This window comes from Streptomyces sp. SAT1 (genome assembly GCF_001654495.1).
Classification (GTDB): Bacteria; Actinomycetota; Actinomycetes; order Streptomycetales; family Streptomycetaceae; genus Streptomyces; species Streptomyces andamanensis.
Genome location: NZ_CP015849.1, coordinates 62,792 through 78,990, shown reverse-complemented (window position 1 = coordinate 78,990; position 16,199 = coordinate 62,792). Strand labels below are relative to the sequence as shown.

The following is a 16,199-nucleotide window of genomic DNA, read 5'->3' as shown; positions in this document are numbered from 1 at the left end:
CTGCGGGATCAGTCGGTCAGCGCGGCCGGGTCGGTCGACGGTGCGGGGAGGTGGAGCGCGGCCAGTTCGGCGCGGCCCTCGGCGTCGATGGGGAAGGCCCAGGTGGTGACGAAGAAGTCGGTGAGGTCGCGTCCGGCGACCCGGCTGGCGTACGTGGCGAGCGCGCGGTAGCGCCGGGCCGTCTCGGTGGAGTCCGACTGCGGGTTCTCCTCGCGCACCAGCTTGTGCAGCCGTGGCCAGAAGTCCGCGCCGAAGGCCAGCTCCAGCTGGCGCAGCGGCACGAGTTTCTCGTACGCGCCGAAGGACTTCTCGTACGTCAGCCCCGCCGTGCCGAACTTGGCCCGCGCGGACCGGAAGGAGTCGAGGCCCGTCTTCGGGTCGACGGTGAGGAGGTTGGAGGGCCGGCCGAGGGCGCGCTGCACGGCCAGGGAGTAGATGTTCACCGTGACCTCGGTGAGCCCGGACGGCTTGTACGCGAACTGCTGATGCAGATGCCCCAGTTCGTGGTACAGCCCCCAGCCGCGGGTGAGCAGTCCCTCCACCGTGGTGGCCCGGTCGAGATAGGCGCGCGGGAACCCGTTGTACCCGTGTGTCGCGTACGCGCCGACGCCGGACGGCACCACCGACACCTCGGTGAAGTGGTAGCCGCCGGCCTTGGGCCGGTGCACCGGCTTCGAGCCGTCCAGACCGCTGATGTCGGACTCGGCGTCGATGATCCGCTCCAGGAGGGTGAGCAGCGCCGCGTGGTCCTCGTCGCGGTAGAGCAGTGCTCCGTCCCGGGTGAGCGTCACGATCGAGCGCGGCCCGTGCAGCTCGACGACCGGCACATCGGTGCAGGTGCCCAACTGGTGCTGGTAGCCGGCCTCGGAGGTGCGCCCGAGCCTGAAGACCGGCATGGGCACGGAACCGCTCCGCAGCCGGACCGCTGCGCGCTGCCCGTCGCCTTCGAGGGTGAGATACACGGGTCCGCCGTGCGGGTCGGTCACGGTGTTCGCGCCGGGCCCGAGCGGATAGCTGCGCGGTGCGGTGACGGTGCCGTAGTAGTCCCACTGCCCGATCCACAGGGTCGGCACCGCACCGTGGTGGGGCAGTACGTCGCAGCGCAGCGCGGTGCCCGGCGGGACATAGCGGCCGGTCGGCTGGAACTCGCTGGCACGCAGGGCCTGGCCGAGGCGCAGCCGCTCCGCCTCGGCGGAGGGACGGGCGACGAGCGGCACGACGAGGTCGCCGGGGCCATGGGCGGTGCTCACGGCGCCGGCCGGGCCCGCGGCGCGGGCAGCACCGGCGCCGAGGCCGCCGACGGCGAGCGCGGCGCCCGTGGCCGCGGCGAGGACGGAGCGGCGGGACGGGGATGCGGGGGTGCGCATGGACATCGTCTCCTCGGGGCGATCCGTACGGTGGGCTGGGGGAGCGGCGCGCCACGGCCCGGTTGTCGCGGCGTCCTCGGCGCGGGCGGGGACACGGATGGCGCGGGGGAGTGCCGTCAGTCGGAGAGCGTGCTCGGGTCCGTGTCCGGCTTCGGCAGACGCAGGGCGGCGATCTCCGCGATGCCTCGCGCGTCGATCGGCATCGCCCATGTGCCGACGAAGAAGTCCGTCAGATCGCGGCCCGCCGTGCGGGAGGCGTAGGTGGCGAGGGCGCGGTACTGGCGGGCTTCGACCTCCGGCGGATGGTCGTAGTCCTCCACCGGCGCGTCGTGCTGGTGCTCCGTGCGGACCAGCCGGTGCAGCCGGGGCCAGAAGTCGTCGCCGAAGGCGAGTTCCAGCTGGCGCAGCGGGACCAACTGCTCGTAGGCGCCGAGGTCGTCGACGTAGGAGAGACCGGGGGTATTGAGCTTGGCGCGGGCGGACTGAAACCAGTTCAGGCCCGTCCTCGCGTCGACCGTGAGGAGGTTCGAGGGCTGTCCCAGGGTGCGCTGCGCCGCCAGCGAGTAGATGTTCACGGTGACTTCAGTGAGGCTGCCGGCCTGGTACGCGGCCTGCTGGTTGAGGTGTCCCAGCTCATGGTAGAGACCCCAGCCGCGGGTGGTGAGACCGCTGACCGTGCACAGGCGGTCCATATAGGCGCGGGGGAAGCCGTTGAAGCCGTGCCAGGCGTACGCGCCGACGCCGTTGGGTACGACGCTGACCTCGTTGAAGTGGTACCGGCCCGCCTTGGGCCGGTCGAGGGGCCGGCGGCCGTCGAGGCCGCTGACGCGGTCGTGCGAGCCGATGACGGTGTCGAACAGCGACATCAGGGCGGTGTGGTCCTCGTCCCGGTACAGCAGCGCGCCCTCGCGGGTGAGCGTCAGGACCGCCCGTGCCGTGACGAGTTCGACCCAGGGGACGTCGGTGACGGTGTCGAGCCGCCGCTGGAACTCCCGCTCGCTCGTCCGGCCCAGTTCGAAGACGGCCATCGGCCGGGCGCCGGAGACGAAGGTGACGGCGGCACGCTGCCCGTGCCCGGCGAAGCTGAGGTACACCGGCCCGCCGTAGCGGTCCACGACCTTGTTCAGGCCCGGACGGAGCCGGAACACCCGGGGCGCCTTGAGGTCCGTGTTCGTGTTGTAGTCGTCGAAGGTGCCGATGTGCAGCACCGGGAGCACCCCGTGGCCCGGCCGCACCCGGAGGGTGACGGTCGCGCCGGGCGCGGCGTAACGGCCGGTGGGGATGAACTCACTGGCCCGCAGCGACCGGTCGAGCCGCAGCCGTTCCGTCTCGGCGTCCGGAAAGGCTTCCACGAACAGTGTGTCGCCGCTCGCGGTGCCGTGCGGCGGGGGAGAGGCGGCCGACGAGGGGGAGGCGGCCGCGGTCCCGCCGCCGAGGGCCGCGGCCGCACCGGCGCCCGCCAGTGCGGCGAGCACGGCACGACGGCCGGCGACGGGCGGCGCGGCGGGGACAGGGAGAGGCTTGTGGGCAGGGCGCATCCGGGAACTCCCATGGGGACGAACGGCGTCGGGGCGACGGGCGGGACGAGCGGGCGGCGCTGCACGTCAGCATGTAAGCGTTTGCTGTCCGGTCGCAAGGGGGTGCGGCGAGTTTCTGCTCGTTACTATGCGAACCAGCGCTCTTGCGAGCAGGATCGAGCACATTCATGTGCCCGACACCGCAGGAGACCGGCGGTACGAGTGTCAAGGCGTCCCCGGGGCTCAGGCGCCGGGTCCCCTGAGCCCCCGGAACCTGGGTGTGCGAGCAGGCCCGGAGACCGCGCGCACCCAGGTCTCAGGAGGCGCGCGGTCACAGAGACCGCGCGCCTCAGCCCCGGCGTGCCCGCCCGCTCCCCGGGACCCCGCTCCCCGGGACCCCGCTCCCCGGGACCCCGCTCCCCGGGACCCCGCTCCCCGGGACCCCGCTCCCCGGGACCCCGCTCCCCGGGACCCCGCTCCGCGGCGGTCCCGCCGACTCCCGCACGACGATGTGCGTACCCAGGCGCAGCGTCCCGGTCGTCGGGGCGCGCCAGTCGTCCTCGTCCCCGCCGTTGAGCGCCACCCGCACCGCCTGCCGGCCCATCTCCTCCAGCGGGATCCGGACGGTGGTCAGCCGGGGCCGCAGCTCCTGGGCCACCGGGATGTCGTCGTAGCCGACCAGCGACATGTCCTGCGGGACGCGCACCCCGGCCTCCTCCATGGCCTGCGCCGCACCGGCCGCCACGATGTCGTTCGCGGCGAACACGGCGGTGAACTCCGGCCCGGCGCGCAGCAGTTCGGCCATGCGCCGGTGACCGAAGGCACGGCTGAAGGCGCCCGGCTGCTCCAGCAGCGGGTCCCGCCGGATGCCGCGCAGTTCGAGCGCGCGCCGGTGCCCGGCGAGCCGGTCCCGCGCCGTGGAGAGGCCGGGCGGACCGCCCAGGTAGAGGATCCGCTCGTGGCCCTGGGTGATCAGATGGTCGGTGATCGCGAAGGCGCCGCCCTCGTTGTCGTACTCCACCCCGACCGTCGGGACGTCCTCCCCGAGCGAGGGCCGTCCGCACAGCACCAGCTTCGAACCGCCCGCGTCCAGTTCGCGCGCCCTGCGGGCCAGTTCGGCCTTGTAGGCGCGGTCCTCGACGCTGCCGCCGACCAGCACCACGGCATCCGCGCGCCGCTCGTGCATCAGCTCGATGAAGGCGAGTTCCCGCTGCGGGTCGCCCTGGGTGCAGCACACCAGGCAGAGCCGGTCACCGGCGGTGGCCTCGCGTTCGACGCCGCGCGCGATGTACGCGTAGAACGGGTCGATCAGTTCACCGACGATGATGCCGACGGTGCGGCCGGAGGCACCGGCCAGCGCCCGCGCATGGGCGTTGACCACATAGCCCAGCTCCCGCATGGCCGCCTCGACGCGCTCGCGCGTGGCCGCGGCGACCGGGTAGTTGCGGTTCATGACGCGCGAGACGGTCGCCGTGGACACACCGGCCCGCCGCGCGACGTCGACGACGGTCGCGCGGCGCTGCCCGCTCCGCTCCCCCTGCCCGTCGCCCTGTGCCTCGCCGTCCGGCCCGGGTGCCGTGGAACTCTGCCGGGACATCCGGTCCACCCCCTGATGGTCGTGCTGGTCTGCCTGTGCTCGGCCCGCCCCAGAGACTATGGCGTGCGGCGCGGCTGCGCTCACGCGATCCGCTCCAGGTCCTCCAGGAGCACGGCGTGCGCCAGCGGCACGCCGCGCGCGTACCGGGCCAGCTCGTCGACGGCGAGCGCGCCGAGCCGTCCCACCTCGTTGCCCTGGGCGCCGGCCAGATGCGGGGTGATGAAGACGTTGGGCAGGTCCCACAACGGGTGCCCGGCGGGCAGCGGTTCGGGATCCGTGACATCGAGAACGGCGTCGATCCGGCCGCTGACCAGGTGGTCCGTGAGCGCGGCGGTGTCCACGAGCGGACCGCGCGCGGTGTTCACGAGGAGTGCGCCCGGACGCATCAGGCCCAGCCTGCGGGCGTCGAGCAGGTGCCGGGTCTCCGGGGTGTCCGGCGCGTGCAGGGTCACCACGTCGCTGGTCGCCACCAGGGTGTCCAGGTCGGTGCGGGTGGCGCCGAGCAGCCCCGCCTCGGCGTCGCCGATGTACGGGTCGTACAGCAGCACCTCGGCGTCCAGGGTGCGCAACAGCTCGGTGACGCGGCGGCCGATGCGGGAGGCGCCGACCACGCCGACGGTGATGCCGCGGGTGCCGAGCCAGTGGTGGCGGTCCAGGTCGGCGTCGGTGCGGTGGGTGCGCCGGTCCTGGAAGAGACGGGCGAGCGGGAAGGCCCGCTTGGCGCCCAGGATGATCGCGGCGAGCGTGAACTCGGCGACCGGCACCGCGTTGGCCGCCGCCGCCGAGGAGACGGCGATGCCGCGCTCGTAGGCCTCCCGGCCCAGGAACGTCTTCACGGTGCCGGCCGCGTGGATCACCGCGCGCAGCCGGGGCGCCCGGTCGAGCGCGGCCCTGTCGACCGGCGGGCAGCCCCAGCCGGTGAGCAGGACCTCGCACTCGGCGAGGGCCGCGCGCGCCGACGGGCTGGTGAACTCCGCCACGACCGACGGAGGCCGGATGTCCGCGGTCTCCTCCAGGCGCGCCCGGACGGACGGCGGGAAGACGTCGTCCACGACGGAGGAGTCCATCGCGAGAACCGTGCGGGGCCGCCGCGGGGGCGGTGTGGCGTCGGCGGCCGTGGCCTCGACCGGCGCCTCGTCAGTGGTACGCACCCTGCCTCCGGACAGTAAACGTGTTCTATGGCGGACCGAACGCTAGGGAGCGCGCCGCTGGACCGTCAAGGTCGGGAAGAAAATCTGACAGCTGAGTTGCCCTGGTTGCGGCCGAAATACCCCGCATAACTGGCCTGTTCGCGGCGGCATCACGACCCGTCAGATCGACGGATCTATTGACGGTGGGGTTAACCGCTTACTAACTTGCCGCCGCAGATACCAGTTCCTGCGCCAACCGGCCGAACAGGACCGCTCCATGACTGTCTCCGTACCACCGACCGCCGTCGACCGCGTTCCCCGCAAGACCCTCTGGCAGCGCGTCAAGCGCGACAAAGTGATGCTGCTGCTGTGCCTGCCCGGCTTCCTGTACTTCGTGGTGTTCCACTACGTACCGCTGCTCGGCTACCTGGTGGCCTTCCAGGACTACCAGCCCTACCTGGGCTACATGCACAGCGCCTGGACCGGCTTCACCAACTTCTCGACGGCCTTCGCCGACCCCGACTTCTGGTCGGCGACCGGCAACACGCTGGAGATCGCGCTCGTCCAGCTCGTCCTGTTCTTCCCGGTGCCCATCGCGCTCGCCCTGCTGCTCAACAGCATCGTCAGCGACAGACTGCGCCGCTTCGTGCAGAGCGTCGTCTATCTGCCGCACTTCATCGGCTGGGTGATCATCGTCTCGATCTTCCAGCAGATCCTGGGCGGCGCGGGCGTCGTGCCCGACGTACTCGGATCGCTCGGCCTGCCGCGCTACGACATGACGACCGACCCGAACGCCTTCCCCTGGCTGCTCGCGCTCCAGGTGATGTGGAAGGACGCCGGCTGGGGCACCATCATCGTCCTCGCGGCGCTGCTCTCCATCGACCGCGGCCTGTACGAGGCGGCGGCCATGGACGGCGCGGCCCGGTGGCGCCGCTTCTGGCACGTCACCCTGCCCGGCCTGTCCCCGGTGCTCGTCCTGCTGCTCATCCTGAACCTCGGCAACATCCTCACCGTCGGCTTCGAGCAGATCCTGCTCCAGCGCGACGCCGTCGGACCCGACGCCGGTGAAGTCCTCGACACCTACGTCTACTTCCACGGCATCAAGGACAACCAGTGGGGAACGGCCGCCGCCGTCGGCCTGGTGAAGGCAGTGATCGGCACCGTCCTCGTCATCGGTGCCAACAAGTTCGCCCACCGGCTCGGCCATGAAGGGGTGTACCGCGGTGCTGACCGTTGAGACGTCCGCTGTGAAGACGCGCCGCGTGCGCGCCGCCCGGCCCGCCCCGGAGGCGGGAGAGCTGCGCCCCTCCGGTGCCCGTCCCCCGTGGATGGAGAAACCCACCCGGATAGGTCTCGTCCTCAAGGGCCTGGCCCTGGTGCTCGTCGTCGGCCTGGTGGCGTACCCGCTGCTCGGGGTGATCGGCACGAGCTTCGCCTCGCAGAGCGACATCATCAAGTCCAACGGGCTCGTCCTGTGGCCCGACCACCCGAGCCTCGACGCCTACCGGACCGCGTTCACCGGCGGACGGGTCACCCGCGCCCTGTTCGTCAGCGTCGGCGTCACCGTCGTGGGCACCGCCTGCAGCCTCCTCGCCACCATCGGCATGGCGTACGGGCTGTCGCGCCGGGGCATCGTCGGCGGCCGGTCCATCCTCATGACCGCCCTGTTCACCATGCTCTTCAACGCGGGCGTCATCCCCAACTTCCTGCTGGTCAAAGAGTTGGGGCTCTACAACACCTTCGCCGCGCTCGTCCTGCCCACCATGGTCAGCGCCTTCAACCTCGTCGTGATGCGGGCCTTCTTCATGAACCTGCCCGAGGAGCTGTACGACGCGGCGAAGGTGGACGGCGCGGGCGACTTCCGGACCCTGGTCCGCGTCGTCCTGCCGCTCTCCAAGGCGGTCATCGCCGTCGTCGGACTGTTCTACGCCGTCGCCTACTGGAACGCGTACTTCAACGCGCTGCTGTATCTCGGCGACAACGACAAGTGGCCGCTGCCCATGGTCCTGCGCACCTTCATCCTCCAGGGCCAGAACCTCGACACCGCGGCGGCCGGCGAGGTCGTCGCCCCGCAGCAGGCCGTCCAGATGGCCGTACTGGTCATCGCCGTCGTGCCGATCCTGCTCGTCTACCCCTTCCTCCAGCGGTTCTTCACCAAGGGCGTCCTCACCGGCGCCGTCAAGGGCTGACCGCGCCGCCGAAGGGCGGGGCCGCCGCGTCCGGCCGCACCACCCGGACCGCCCCGCGGCCCCGTGCATCCCCCGCACCCCGAATCCTCCCGTGCCCGCCTCGTATTGAGGAGTCCCGCCATGTCCGGCACCACATCCGTCGACCGCCGCACCCTGTTCCGCTGGGGTGCGGGCGCCGGTCTCGCCGTCGCCGCGGCACCGCTGCTCGCCGCGTGCGGCGACGGCGGCACCGCGGCCAAGGCCGAGGCCAAGAGCGCCGGCCTGCTGCCGAGCACCACGGTGCGCAACATCGGCATCAAGGCCGACCTGCCCGGCACCGCGGCGGGCGTCCCGAACGCCTTCCTGAAGTACCCGGCCGAACTGGCCCGCGCCACCCGGGGCACCCCGCTCAAGGGCGCGAAGAAGATCACCGCCGTCACCGAGACCTTCGCGCCGCTGCCGCCCGAGCGCGGCAAGAACGCGGCCTGGCGGGAGATCGAGAAACTGCTCGGCACCGAGGTCGACTTCACGGCCGTACCCGCCGACGACTACCCGGCCAAGTTCTCCACCATGGTCGCCGGCGACCAGCTGCCGGACATCTTCATGTACCCGGAGACCGGCGGCGTCGACAACATGGGCTCGTTCCTCGCCGCCAAGTGCGCCGACCTCGGCCCCCACCTCTCCGGCGACAAGGTCAAGGACTACCCGAACCTCGCGGCCGTCCCGCAGTACGCCTGGCGCGACGCCATCAAGGGCGGCAAGCTCTACGGCATCCCCATCGCCCGCTCGGGCACCGGCGGCGCGGGCTTCTACCGGGCCGACCTGCTGCGGCAGGCCGGCGTCACCGGCCTCGACCAGATCGACAGCATCGAACGGCTCGTCGAGCTGGCCAAGGACCTCACGGACACCGGCAAGAAGCAGTACTTCTTCACCGGCAGCGGCACCATCCTGCTCGCGATGTCCGCCGGCGCCCAGCACTTCTGGCACTTCGACCGGCAGACCGGCAAGTGGCGCTACCAGCTGGAGGACGACAAGTACCGCTACGCGGTCGAGACCGCCGCCAAGCTCCACAAGGCGGGCTGCTTCTACCCGGGCACCGTGCAGATGTCCGGGGCCCAGAAGGCCCAGTACACGGACCTGTTCAAGAACGGCAAGGCCGCCTACGTCTACGACGGCATGCCCTCGTACCTGACCACGGCCACCGGCTACGTCGACTCCATGGCGGCCATCGACAAGTCCTTCGACGTACGGCCCATGGTCCCCGTCGGCAAGGACGCGGTCACCTGGACCGACAACGTCTCGCTCCAGAACTGCTACATCACCAAGGCCGGAGAGCAGCGGGTGAAGGAACTGCTGCGCCTGGCCGACTTCGCCGCCTCGCCGTTCGGATCCCTCGAATACACGCTCATCAACTACGGCGTGGAGAACACCGACTACCGGCGCGACGCGAACGGCACGCCCGTCCTCACCAAGCAGGGTACCCAGGACGTGACCGTGCCGTGGGGCAAACTCGCCTCCGCGACACCGGCGTTCTTCAGCGCCACGCATCCCGAGGCCGCCCGCTATGTGCACGAGGCGTACACGGTGCTCATCCCCAGGCTCATCGAGGACCCCACCCTCGGCTACTCCTCGCCGACCTGGGACTCCAAGGGATCCGGCAGCCTCTACACCATCCACCTGGACGGTCTGAAGGACCTGATCACCGGGCGCAAGCCGATGTCCGCGTACGACGCGCTGGTCAAGAAGTGGCGCCGCGCCGGGGGCGACACATGCCGTGCCGAGTTCGAGCAGGCCTCGCAGAAGGGGAAGAAGTGACCACCAGCAGACGCGCGTTCCTCACGAAGGCGGCGGTCGCCGCCGCGGTCACCGTACCGGTGCTCGGCTCGCCGGCCCAGGCCGCGGGCTTCGACCCGCGCCCCGGCTCCGACGGGGTCGGCGACCCCCTCTTCCCGACGCTCGGCAACGGCGGCTACCAGGTCGACCACTACGACCTCACCTTCGACTTCACCCCGGTGACCTACGACTTCACCGCGGTGGTGAAGCTGAACGCGCGGGCGACGCAGGACCTTTCGGCGTTCAACCTGGACACGGACGGCCACACCATCGACTCGGTCACCGTCGACGGCCGCCGCGCCTCCCACAGCCTGTCCCTCGGCATGTCGGGCCAGGAACTGACGGTCACCCCGGCCGCACCGCTCCGCAAGGGCGCCCCGTTCCAGGTCGCGGTCGCCTACCACGGCAACGGCAAGGCGGCGCGGTCCGGGCTGACCGGCTGGCGGTTCGGCTCGGACGGCGGCTTCGCCTGCGCCGCGCAGTCGTCGCGGGCCGACACCTTCCTGCCCTGCAACGACACACCCTCCGACAAGGCCACCTGGACCTTCCACCTCTCCGCGCCCGCCGGATACGTCGCGGCCGCCAACGGTGTCCTGACCGGCAAGGACAAGCGTGCCGACGGCGCGACCGTCTGGCACTTCGCCCTGCGCGAGCGCATGCCGACGGAACTGCTCGGCATCGCCGTCGTCAAGGGCACCTATCTGTACGGCACCTCGCACACCGGGCTGCCGCTGCGGCACATCGTCCCGCGGGGCCGCGAGGACGAGTACGCGCCGGTCGTGGCCCGCACGGCCGACCATCTCGCCTGGCTGGAGCGCAAGTTCGGCCGCTACCCGTTCTCCGTGTACGGCATCCACATCTACGACGGATACACCGACGCCCTGGAGAACACGACCCTCACCCTGATGGGCACCAACTGGTTCAAGCCCGACGCCGACGGCCACCCCACGTACGAGAACACCATGGTGCACGAGCTGACCCACCAGTGGTTCGGCGACAGCGTGACGCCGCACGACTGGCAACAGGCATGGCTCAACGAGGGGCCGGCCGTGTACTACGCCGCGCTCTACAGCCAGGAGCGCGGCTGGTCGGACATGGCCGCGAAGATGAAGGCGACGTATGCCAAGCTCGACGCGGTCCGCGCGAGCGACGGGCCGCCCGGACTGCCGGCCGCCCTCGGCGGCACCAACATCTACGACGGCGGCGCACTCGTCCTCTACGCCCTGCGACTCCGTGTGGGAGCAAGGAAGTTCGACCGGATCATGGGCCTGTGGCCGCGCCGCTTCAAGGGCCGCACGGTCACCAGCGAGGACTTCATCGCCCACGCCGTGACCGTGACGGGCGACCGGTCGCTTGACCGGTTCCTGCGGGACTGGCTGTTCGGCGCGAAGAACCCGCCGATGCCGGGACACCCGGACTGGACGACCACGGCATGACCGAGCCCGGCATGACCGGCCATGGCGTGACCGGCCATGGCGTGACCGGTCCCGGACTCACCGGTCCCCGCACGACCGGCCGCAGCCGGTGCCGATGGCCGGCTGACCCGGCAGGACCGGCCCCGCCGCATCCCCGCCGTCCCGCCCCGCGCGAAAGAAGCGTGCCCCACCCTCGCACCCGAACGCCGCACCCCATCGTCCCGGCCCGCCCCCGTGCGGCGGGCCGTCCGAGCGGAAGGTCCTCGCATGCGACCATTCACCCCCGCGGCCCGCGCCGCCGCGGCCGCCCTGCTCACCGGCGCCGCCCTGCTCCTCGGCCCGCTGCCCGCCGCCCAGGCGGCCCCCTCGCCCAAGGTCCTGCACGCCGCACCCCATGGCTCGGGATCCCGCTGCACCCAGGGGCACCCCTGCTCCGTCGAGGGGGCGCGGAACGCCGCCCGCGCCATCGGCGGCCGGGACGTACGCGTCGAACTCGCCGACGGGACATACGAACTGGACGCCCCGCTGCGGCTCGGCGGCCAGGACTCCGGTGTCACCTGGACCGCCGCGCGCGGCGCGCACCCCGTGCTCTCCGGCGGCCGCACCCTGACGGGCTGGTCCGTGCACGCCGACGGCACCTGGACAGCGAAGGTGCCCGGGGGCGTCACGCCGCGCCAGCTGTTCGTCGACGGGCGACGCGCCGTGCGCGCCCGGGGAGGGGCCTGCGCCGCCGCCGTCTGCGACGCCACCAAGTCCGGTATGACCGGCGCGGAGAAGACCGGCATCGCCCACTGGGCCCGACCCACCGACGCCGAGGCGGTCATCAGCGTCCGCTGGCGCAACTACCACTGCCGCATCGCCGCCGTCACCGGCGACCTCATGACCTTCGCCCAGCCCTGCTGGACCAACTCCGCCTCCGGAACCGACCGCACCGGACCGTCCTGGGACACGACGACCGTCGACTCCGCCCGCTACAGCGGAGTCGCCCACTTCGAGAACGCCCGCGAACTCCTCGACACGCCCGGCGAGTTCGTATGGGACTCGGCCGCGCACACCGTCACCTACCTGCCCCGCGAGGGCGAGAACCCGCGCCGCTCCCGGGCCGTCACCCCGGTCACCGAGGGGCTCCTCGTCCTCGACGGCGCCCATGACGTCCGCGTCAGCGGCATCGGCTTCGCCTACGCCGCCTACCGGCAGCCGGACACCGACGAGGGCTACGCGGGCACCCAGGCCGGACTGACCCTGACCGGCGCCACCGGCCCCGTCGACCACGCGGGCCGCTTCTACACCAAGCCCGCCGCCGCCCTCACCGTACGCGCCGGCCGCCATGTGGTGATCGACCACGGCAGCTTCAGCCACCTCGGCGGTGCGGGCGTCGTCTTCGAACAGGGCACCCAGGACTCCACCCTCACCCGCTCCCGCTTCACCGACCTCTCCTCCGGCGCCGCCTACATCGGTGACACCGAACCCATGCCGGCCCCCGAACTCACCGGGGCCCGCAACACGGTCTCCTACAACACCGTCAGCCACACGGGCGTGGAGTACACGGACTCCGTGGGCATCTGGGCGGGCTACGAGGCCGGCACCGTCATCGACCACAACACCCTCGACCACCTTCCCTACTCCGGCATCTCCGTCGGCTGGGGCTGGAACCAGCCCGAGGCCCGGCAGTCCGTGCTCCGCGACAACCGCATCACGGACAACCGGATCACCGACGTCATGCTCGTCGAGGACGCACAGCACGACGGGGCCGCCATCTACACCCAGGGCGCCCAGCCCGGCACCGTCGTCTCCGGGAACTACATCAACCGGAGCGCGTACGGGAACACCGAGCGCGACGGCAACGGCATCTACCTCGACGAGCAGTCCAGCCACATCACCGTCGCCCGGAACGTCATCACACGTGTCGGCTACAAGTGGGTGTCCAACTGGGCCGACTACGGCATCGACAACCACGCCACCGGGAACTGGACCGACACCGACGCCCCGGCCCTCGGCGGCACCGGCTCGACCATGACCGGCAACCACACGAAGCTGGACCGGCTCCCCGCCGAAGCGGTCCGGGTCGCCGCGGCCGCCGGCGCCGGACGCGCGGGCGGCGTCGAACAGCTCCGCCCCGACCTGGCCCGTACCGGCACCGCCACCGCCACCCAGTCGTCCACGGACGGCACGGCGACAGCGGCCCGCGCCACCGACGGCGACACCTCCACCGACACCCGCACCCTCTCCGAGGCGGGCGCCTGGTGGCAGGTGGACCTGGGCGCCGTCCACCACGTCGGACAGGTCGAGATATGGAACGACAGCGCCATGACCACCACCGACTTCGACGTACAGCTCGCCGCCTCCGCCGACTTCTCCGACGCCGTCACCACGCACATCACCGGCAAGGCACTGCGCCCCACCCTCCTGGACACGGACACCCACGCCCGCTACCTCCGCGTCCGGCTCACCGGCACCGGACGGGTCGCGCTCGCCCACGTCCTGGCGCATCCGTAGCTCCCGCTCCCGCAGTGACGCGCCGCGGACCGCTCACCGGGCCCGCGGCGCACGCACGCTCCCTGCTCCCTCGCCGCACGGCACCACTCGATCCACGATTCAACGGAAAGGCGGTCACGTCATGACCGACGCCCCCAGCGACCTGCGCCTCGGCGTCATCGGATACGGACTGCGCGGCAGCATCGCCCGCACCGCGCACCGGCCGGGAGCCGGCTCCCGGGTCACGGCGCTCGCGGACCACGACCCGGCCGCGCGGGCCGACGCGGCCCAGGCGTTCCCCGGCGCGCTGATCTGCGGCGACCACCACAAGGTGATCGCGGACCCGGACGTCGACGCCGTCCTCGTCCTCACCCCCGACCACACCCACACCGACATCGCCCGCGAAGCGCTCGAAGCGGGCAGGCCCGTCTTCGTCGAGAAGCCTCTCGACATCACCGTCGAACGCTGCGACGCCCTCCTGCGCACCGCCCACGACACGGGAAGCCGCCTCTACGTCGGTCACAACATGCGCCACATGCCCGTCGTCCGGCTGATGCGCGACATCATCGCGCGCGGCGAGATCGGCGCGGTCAAGACGGTCTGGGTGCGGCACTTCGTCGGCTACGGAGGCGACTGGTACTTCAAGGACTGGCACGCCGAACGGCAGTACACCACGGGCCTGTTGCTACAGAAGGCCGCCCACGACATCGACGTCCTGCACTGGCTCGCGAACGGCTACACCCAGCGGGTCCAGGCCCTCGGGGACCTCATGGTCTACGGCGACAGTCCGCACCGGCGGGCACCCGGTGAACCCAAGCACGAGGACTGGTACACGAAGGACGGCCACTGGCCGCCGCACACCCAGCGCGGCCTGAACCCCGTCATCGACGTCGAGGACGTGTCCCTCGTCAACATGCGCCTCGACAACGGCGTACTCGCGGCCTACCAGCAGTGCCACTTCACCCCCGACTACTGGCGCAACTACACCGTGATCGGGGACGCGGGACGGCTGGAGAACTTCGGGGACGGCCCCGGGGCGGTGGTGAAGGTGTGGAACTCCCGCCGCTCCGTCCACCGCCCCGAAGCCGACGCCGAGTACCCCGTCCCGGACGCCGCGGACGATGCCGGACACGGCGGCGCCGACCCCCTCCTGATCGACGAGTTCGTGCGCTTCGCCCGCGACGGCGGTGTCACCGACACCTCGCCGGTCGCCGCGCGCATGGCCGTCGCGGCCGGGGTGCGGGCCACCGAGTCGCTGCGCGCGGGCGGCACACCCCACGAGGTCCCCGCCCTCGACCCGGAACTGGCCGCGTACTTCGAGCGAGGCCAGACGAAGCGGTAGCGGGGACCCGCGCCCTCGGCCGATGCGGGGAGAGCGGGAGTGGCGTCGGGCGCCGACGCGCCGGCCCGGCCCACGCGGTCGGCGGCGGCGGCGCCGCGGGTCACCGGCTCCGACGGCGGTGGGCGGCGACCCGGACCCGCGTTCCGCAGCGGGTCGAGCAGGAGCGCTGCGGGGCGCGGCGTCCCGTGTCGATGAAGCGGAGGTCGCAGCAGGGTGCGGCGCAGCGGCCCCATGCGCGGTAGCCGTGTGCGCCGAGCCAGAGGGAGGTGGCCATGACGGGACTCCTCACTCCGGGCTCCGGACCGAGGTCGGGACGGGCATGTGCAGGGCGAGCTGACCCTCGGTCATGACGTCGAACCGGACAGGCCGGACGGGCCTGAGGGAACGCAGGTCGTCGGCCATCCGGCCCTCCCCGACCTGGAGCGCGACACCGCGCGGGAGGAGTGCGGTCCCGGCCGACAGCACATGGGTCTGGCTCAGCGTCGCGTGCCACGCCCCGCCGATCGATGTGTACGAGGTCAGGGACGAGACCCGCTCACCGCTGCGGTGGGTGGTCTGGGCCGGTGTCGCCGCCGAGAGCGCCAGGTCGGTCCCGCCGGCGTCGTTGGCCACGCGCGCCGTCGTCCGGTCGGTGCCGATGCCGACGTCCAGCCCGGTGACCCACTTCGGGAAGCCGTAGCCGTCGTGGCCGCGCACCTGGGCGATCTCCGTGCTCACCGGCAGCGACAGGACGTAGGTGTCGAGGTGCTCGTTCTTGAGGCCGGCGACCAGATCGACGAACCCGAGCCTGCCGTGCCGTGCCGGCTTCACGGCGACGCCCACGGCGGCTTCGGTGTAGAAGTCGATGTCGCACACGTCGTACCGGAAGAACATCACCGACACCAGTCCCAGACCCGGCGCGACCTCCAGCGGCGCCAGCTCCCGGGGCAGCCGGGAGCGGACCGCGCGGGACGGGGCAATCATCGTCAGCCGGGCGGTCGAGACGCGGTAGTAGAAGTTCGGGGTGAGGGTGGGGCCGATGGGGGAGTCGACACGTGTCTTGGGCAGCCGCCGGAAGAAGTCCACCCCGCTGACGCGGGGGTCACGGGCCACCTCGTCGAGATCGGTGTCCATCCGGTACCGGTCGTACAACCCGCCCTTCGGGACCGTGACCGTCCGGCCACCCAGATCGACCTTCACCGACTCCTGCCGGGGCGATGACATGGCGCTGCTCCCTCGCTCGCATGTTAGCGGTGATTACATCACGGTAGCCGTGGATGTAAGCACCGTCAACAAGGGGGCGTGGTGCCGGACGGCCGGCCCGGAGTGGCCCGGACCGCGAGGGCGTACGGGGTCGGGGTGGCCGTCCTCCGGGC

The 16,199-nt window shown here is 71.9% G+C and carries 12 protein-coding genes; 6 read left to right on the top strand and 6 right to left on the bottom strand.

Features of this window, described 5'->3' with window-relative positions:
* Positions 1–8: 8 nt before the first annotated feature.
* The 4 genes from A8713_RS00360 to A8713_RS00345 all read right to left on the bottom strand — a co-directional run bounded on the left by A8713_RS00360 (position 9) and on the right by A8713_RS00345 (position 5,632).
* A complete protein-coding gene (locus A8713_RS00360) occupies positions 9–1,367 on the bottom strand; it encodes a M60 family metallopeptidase (RefSeq protein ID WP_064530840.1) in 1,359 nt (452 codons plus the stop codon).
* A 116-nt stretch (positions 1,368–1,483) separates the two neighbouring features.
* Complete coding sequence (locus A8713_RS00355; RefSeq protein WP_237305269.1) at positions 1,484–2,842, bottom strand: M60 family metallopeptidase; 1,359 nt, start codon at positions 2,840–2,842, stop codon at positions 1,484–1,486.
* A 391-nt stretch (positions 2,843–3,233) separates the two neighbouring features.
* Positions 3,234–4,490 (bottom strand): LacI family DNA-binding transcriptional regulator, encoded by a 1,257-nt coding sequence (locus A8713_RS00350; RefSeq protein ID WP_237305268.1) that lies wholly within the window; start codon positions 4,488–4,490, stop codon positions 3,234–3,236.
* A 71-nt stretch (positions 4,491–4,561) separates the two neighbouring features.
* On the bottom strand, positions 4,562–5,632 hold the full coding sequence (locus A8713_RS00345) for a hydroxyacid dehydrogenase (protein WP_037894911.1): 1,071 nt from the start codon (positions 5,630–5,632) through the stop codon (positions 4,562–4,564).
* A gap of 256 nt (positions 5,633–5,888) precedes the next feature.
* Between A8713_RS00345 and A8713_RS00340 the strand changes: the two genes are divergently transcribed.
* The 6 genes from A8713_RS00340 (at position 5,889) to A8713_RS00315 (ending at position 14,844) form a co-directional block, all read left to right on the top strand.
* The gene (locus A8713_RS00340; RefSeq protein WP_237305267.1) at positions 5,889–6,848 is read left to right on the top strand and encodes an ABC transporter permease; all 960 of its coding nucleotides are present in this window, start codon (positions 5,889–5,891) and stop codon (positions 6,846–6,848) included.
* Between the two features lie 91 nt (positions 6,849–6,939).
* Entirely contained in the window at positions 6,940–7,800 is an 861-nt protein-coding gene (locus tag A8713_RS00335) for a carbohydrate ABC transporter permease (protein WP_064537150.1), read from the top strand.
* Between the two features lie 120 nt (positions 7,801–7,920).
* Positions 7,921–9,594 (top strand): extracellular solute-binding protein, encoded by a 1,674-nt coding sequence (locus tag A8713_RS00330; protein ID WP_064530838.1) that lies wholly within the window; start codon positions 7,921–7,923, stop codon positions 9,592–9,594.
* Complete coding sequence (locus A8713_RS00325) at positions 9,591–11,048, top strand: M1 family metallopeptidase (RefSeq protein ID WP_237305266.1); 1,458 nt, start codon at positions 9,591–9,593, stop codon at positions 11,046–11,048. The genes A8713_RS00330 and A8713_RS00325 overlap by 4 nt, the downstream gene beginning before the upstream one ends.
* Before the next feature lie 246 nt (positions 11,049–11,294).
* Complete coding sequence (locus A8713_RS00320; protein ID WP_064530836.1) at positions 11,295–13,523, top strand: right-handed parallel beta-helix repeat-containing protein; 2,229 nt, start codon at positions 11,295–11,297, stop codon at positions 13,521–13,523.
* A gap of 121 nt (positions 13,524–13,644) precedes the next feature.
* Positions 13,645–14,844 (top strand): Gfo/Idh/MocA family protein, encoded by a 1,200-nt coding sequence (locus A8713_RS00315; protein ID WP_064530835.1) that lies wholly within the window; start codon positions 13,645–13,647, stop codon positions 14,842–14,844.
* Between the two features lie 100 nt (positions 14,845–14,944).
* Here A8713_RS00315 and A8713_RS31735 read toward each other — a convergent pair whose 3' ends face one another.
* Positions 14,945–15,118, bottom strand: coding sequence for a CGNR zinc finger domain-containing protein (locus tag A8713_RS31735; protein WP_079158774.1), 174 nt, complete (start codon positions 15,116–15,118; stop codon positions 14,945–14,947).
* An 11-nt stretch (positions 15,119–15,129) separates the two neighbouring features.
* Positions 15,130–16,047, bottom strand: coding sequence for an acetoacetate decarboxylase family protein (locus A8713_RS00310; protein ID WP_064530834.1), 918 nt, complete (start codon positions 16,045–16,047; stop codon positions 15,130–15,132).
* Positions 16,048–16,199 lie beyond the last annotated feature (152 nt).

Bases quoted from the DNA above. Each gene is read 5' to 3' on its own strand.
- A8713_RS00360 (WP_064530840.1), bottom strand. From the start codon at position 1,367: ATGCGCACCCCCGCATCCCCGTCCCGCCGCTCCGTCCTCGCCGCGGCC.
- A8713_RS00340 (WP_237305267.1), top strand. From the start codon at position 5,889: ATGACTGTCTCCGTACCACCGACCGCCGTCGACCGCGTTCCCCGCAAG.
- A8713_RS00335 (WP_064537150.1), top strand. From the start codon at position 6,940: ATGGAGAAACCCACCCGGATAGGTCTCGTCCTCAAGGGCCTGGCCCTG.
- A8713_RS00330 (WP_064530838.1), top strand. From the start codon at position 7,921: ATGTCCGGCACCACATCCGTCGACCGCCGCACCCTGTTCCGCTGGGGT.
- A8713_RS00320 (WP_064530836.1), top strand. From the start codon at position 11,295: ATGCGACCATTCACCCCCGCGGCCCGCGCCGCCGCGGCCGCCCTGCTC.
- A8713_RS00315 (WP_064530835.1), top strand. From the start codon at position 13,645: ATGACCGACGCCCCCAGCGACCTGCGCCTCGGCGTCATCGGATACGGA.
- A8713_RS31735 (WP_079158774.1), bottom strand. From the start codon at position 15,118: ATGGCCACCTCCCTCTGGCTCGGCGCACACGGCTACCGCGCATGGGGC.
- A8713_RS00310 (WP_064530834.1), bottom strand. From the start codon at position 16,047: ATGTCATCGCCCCGGCAGGAGTCGGTGAAGGTCGATCTGGGTGGCCGG.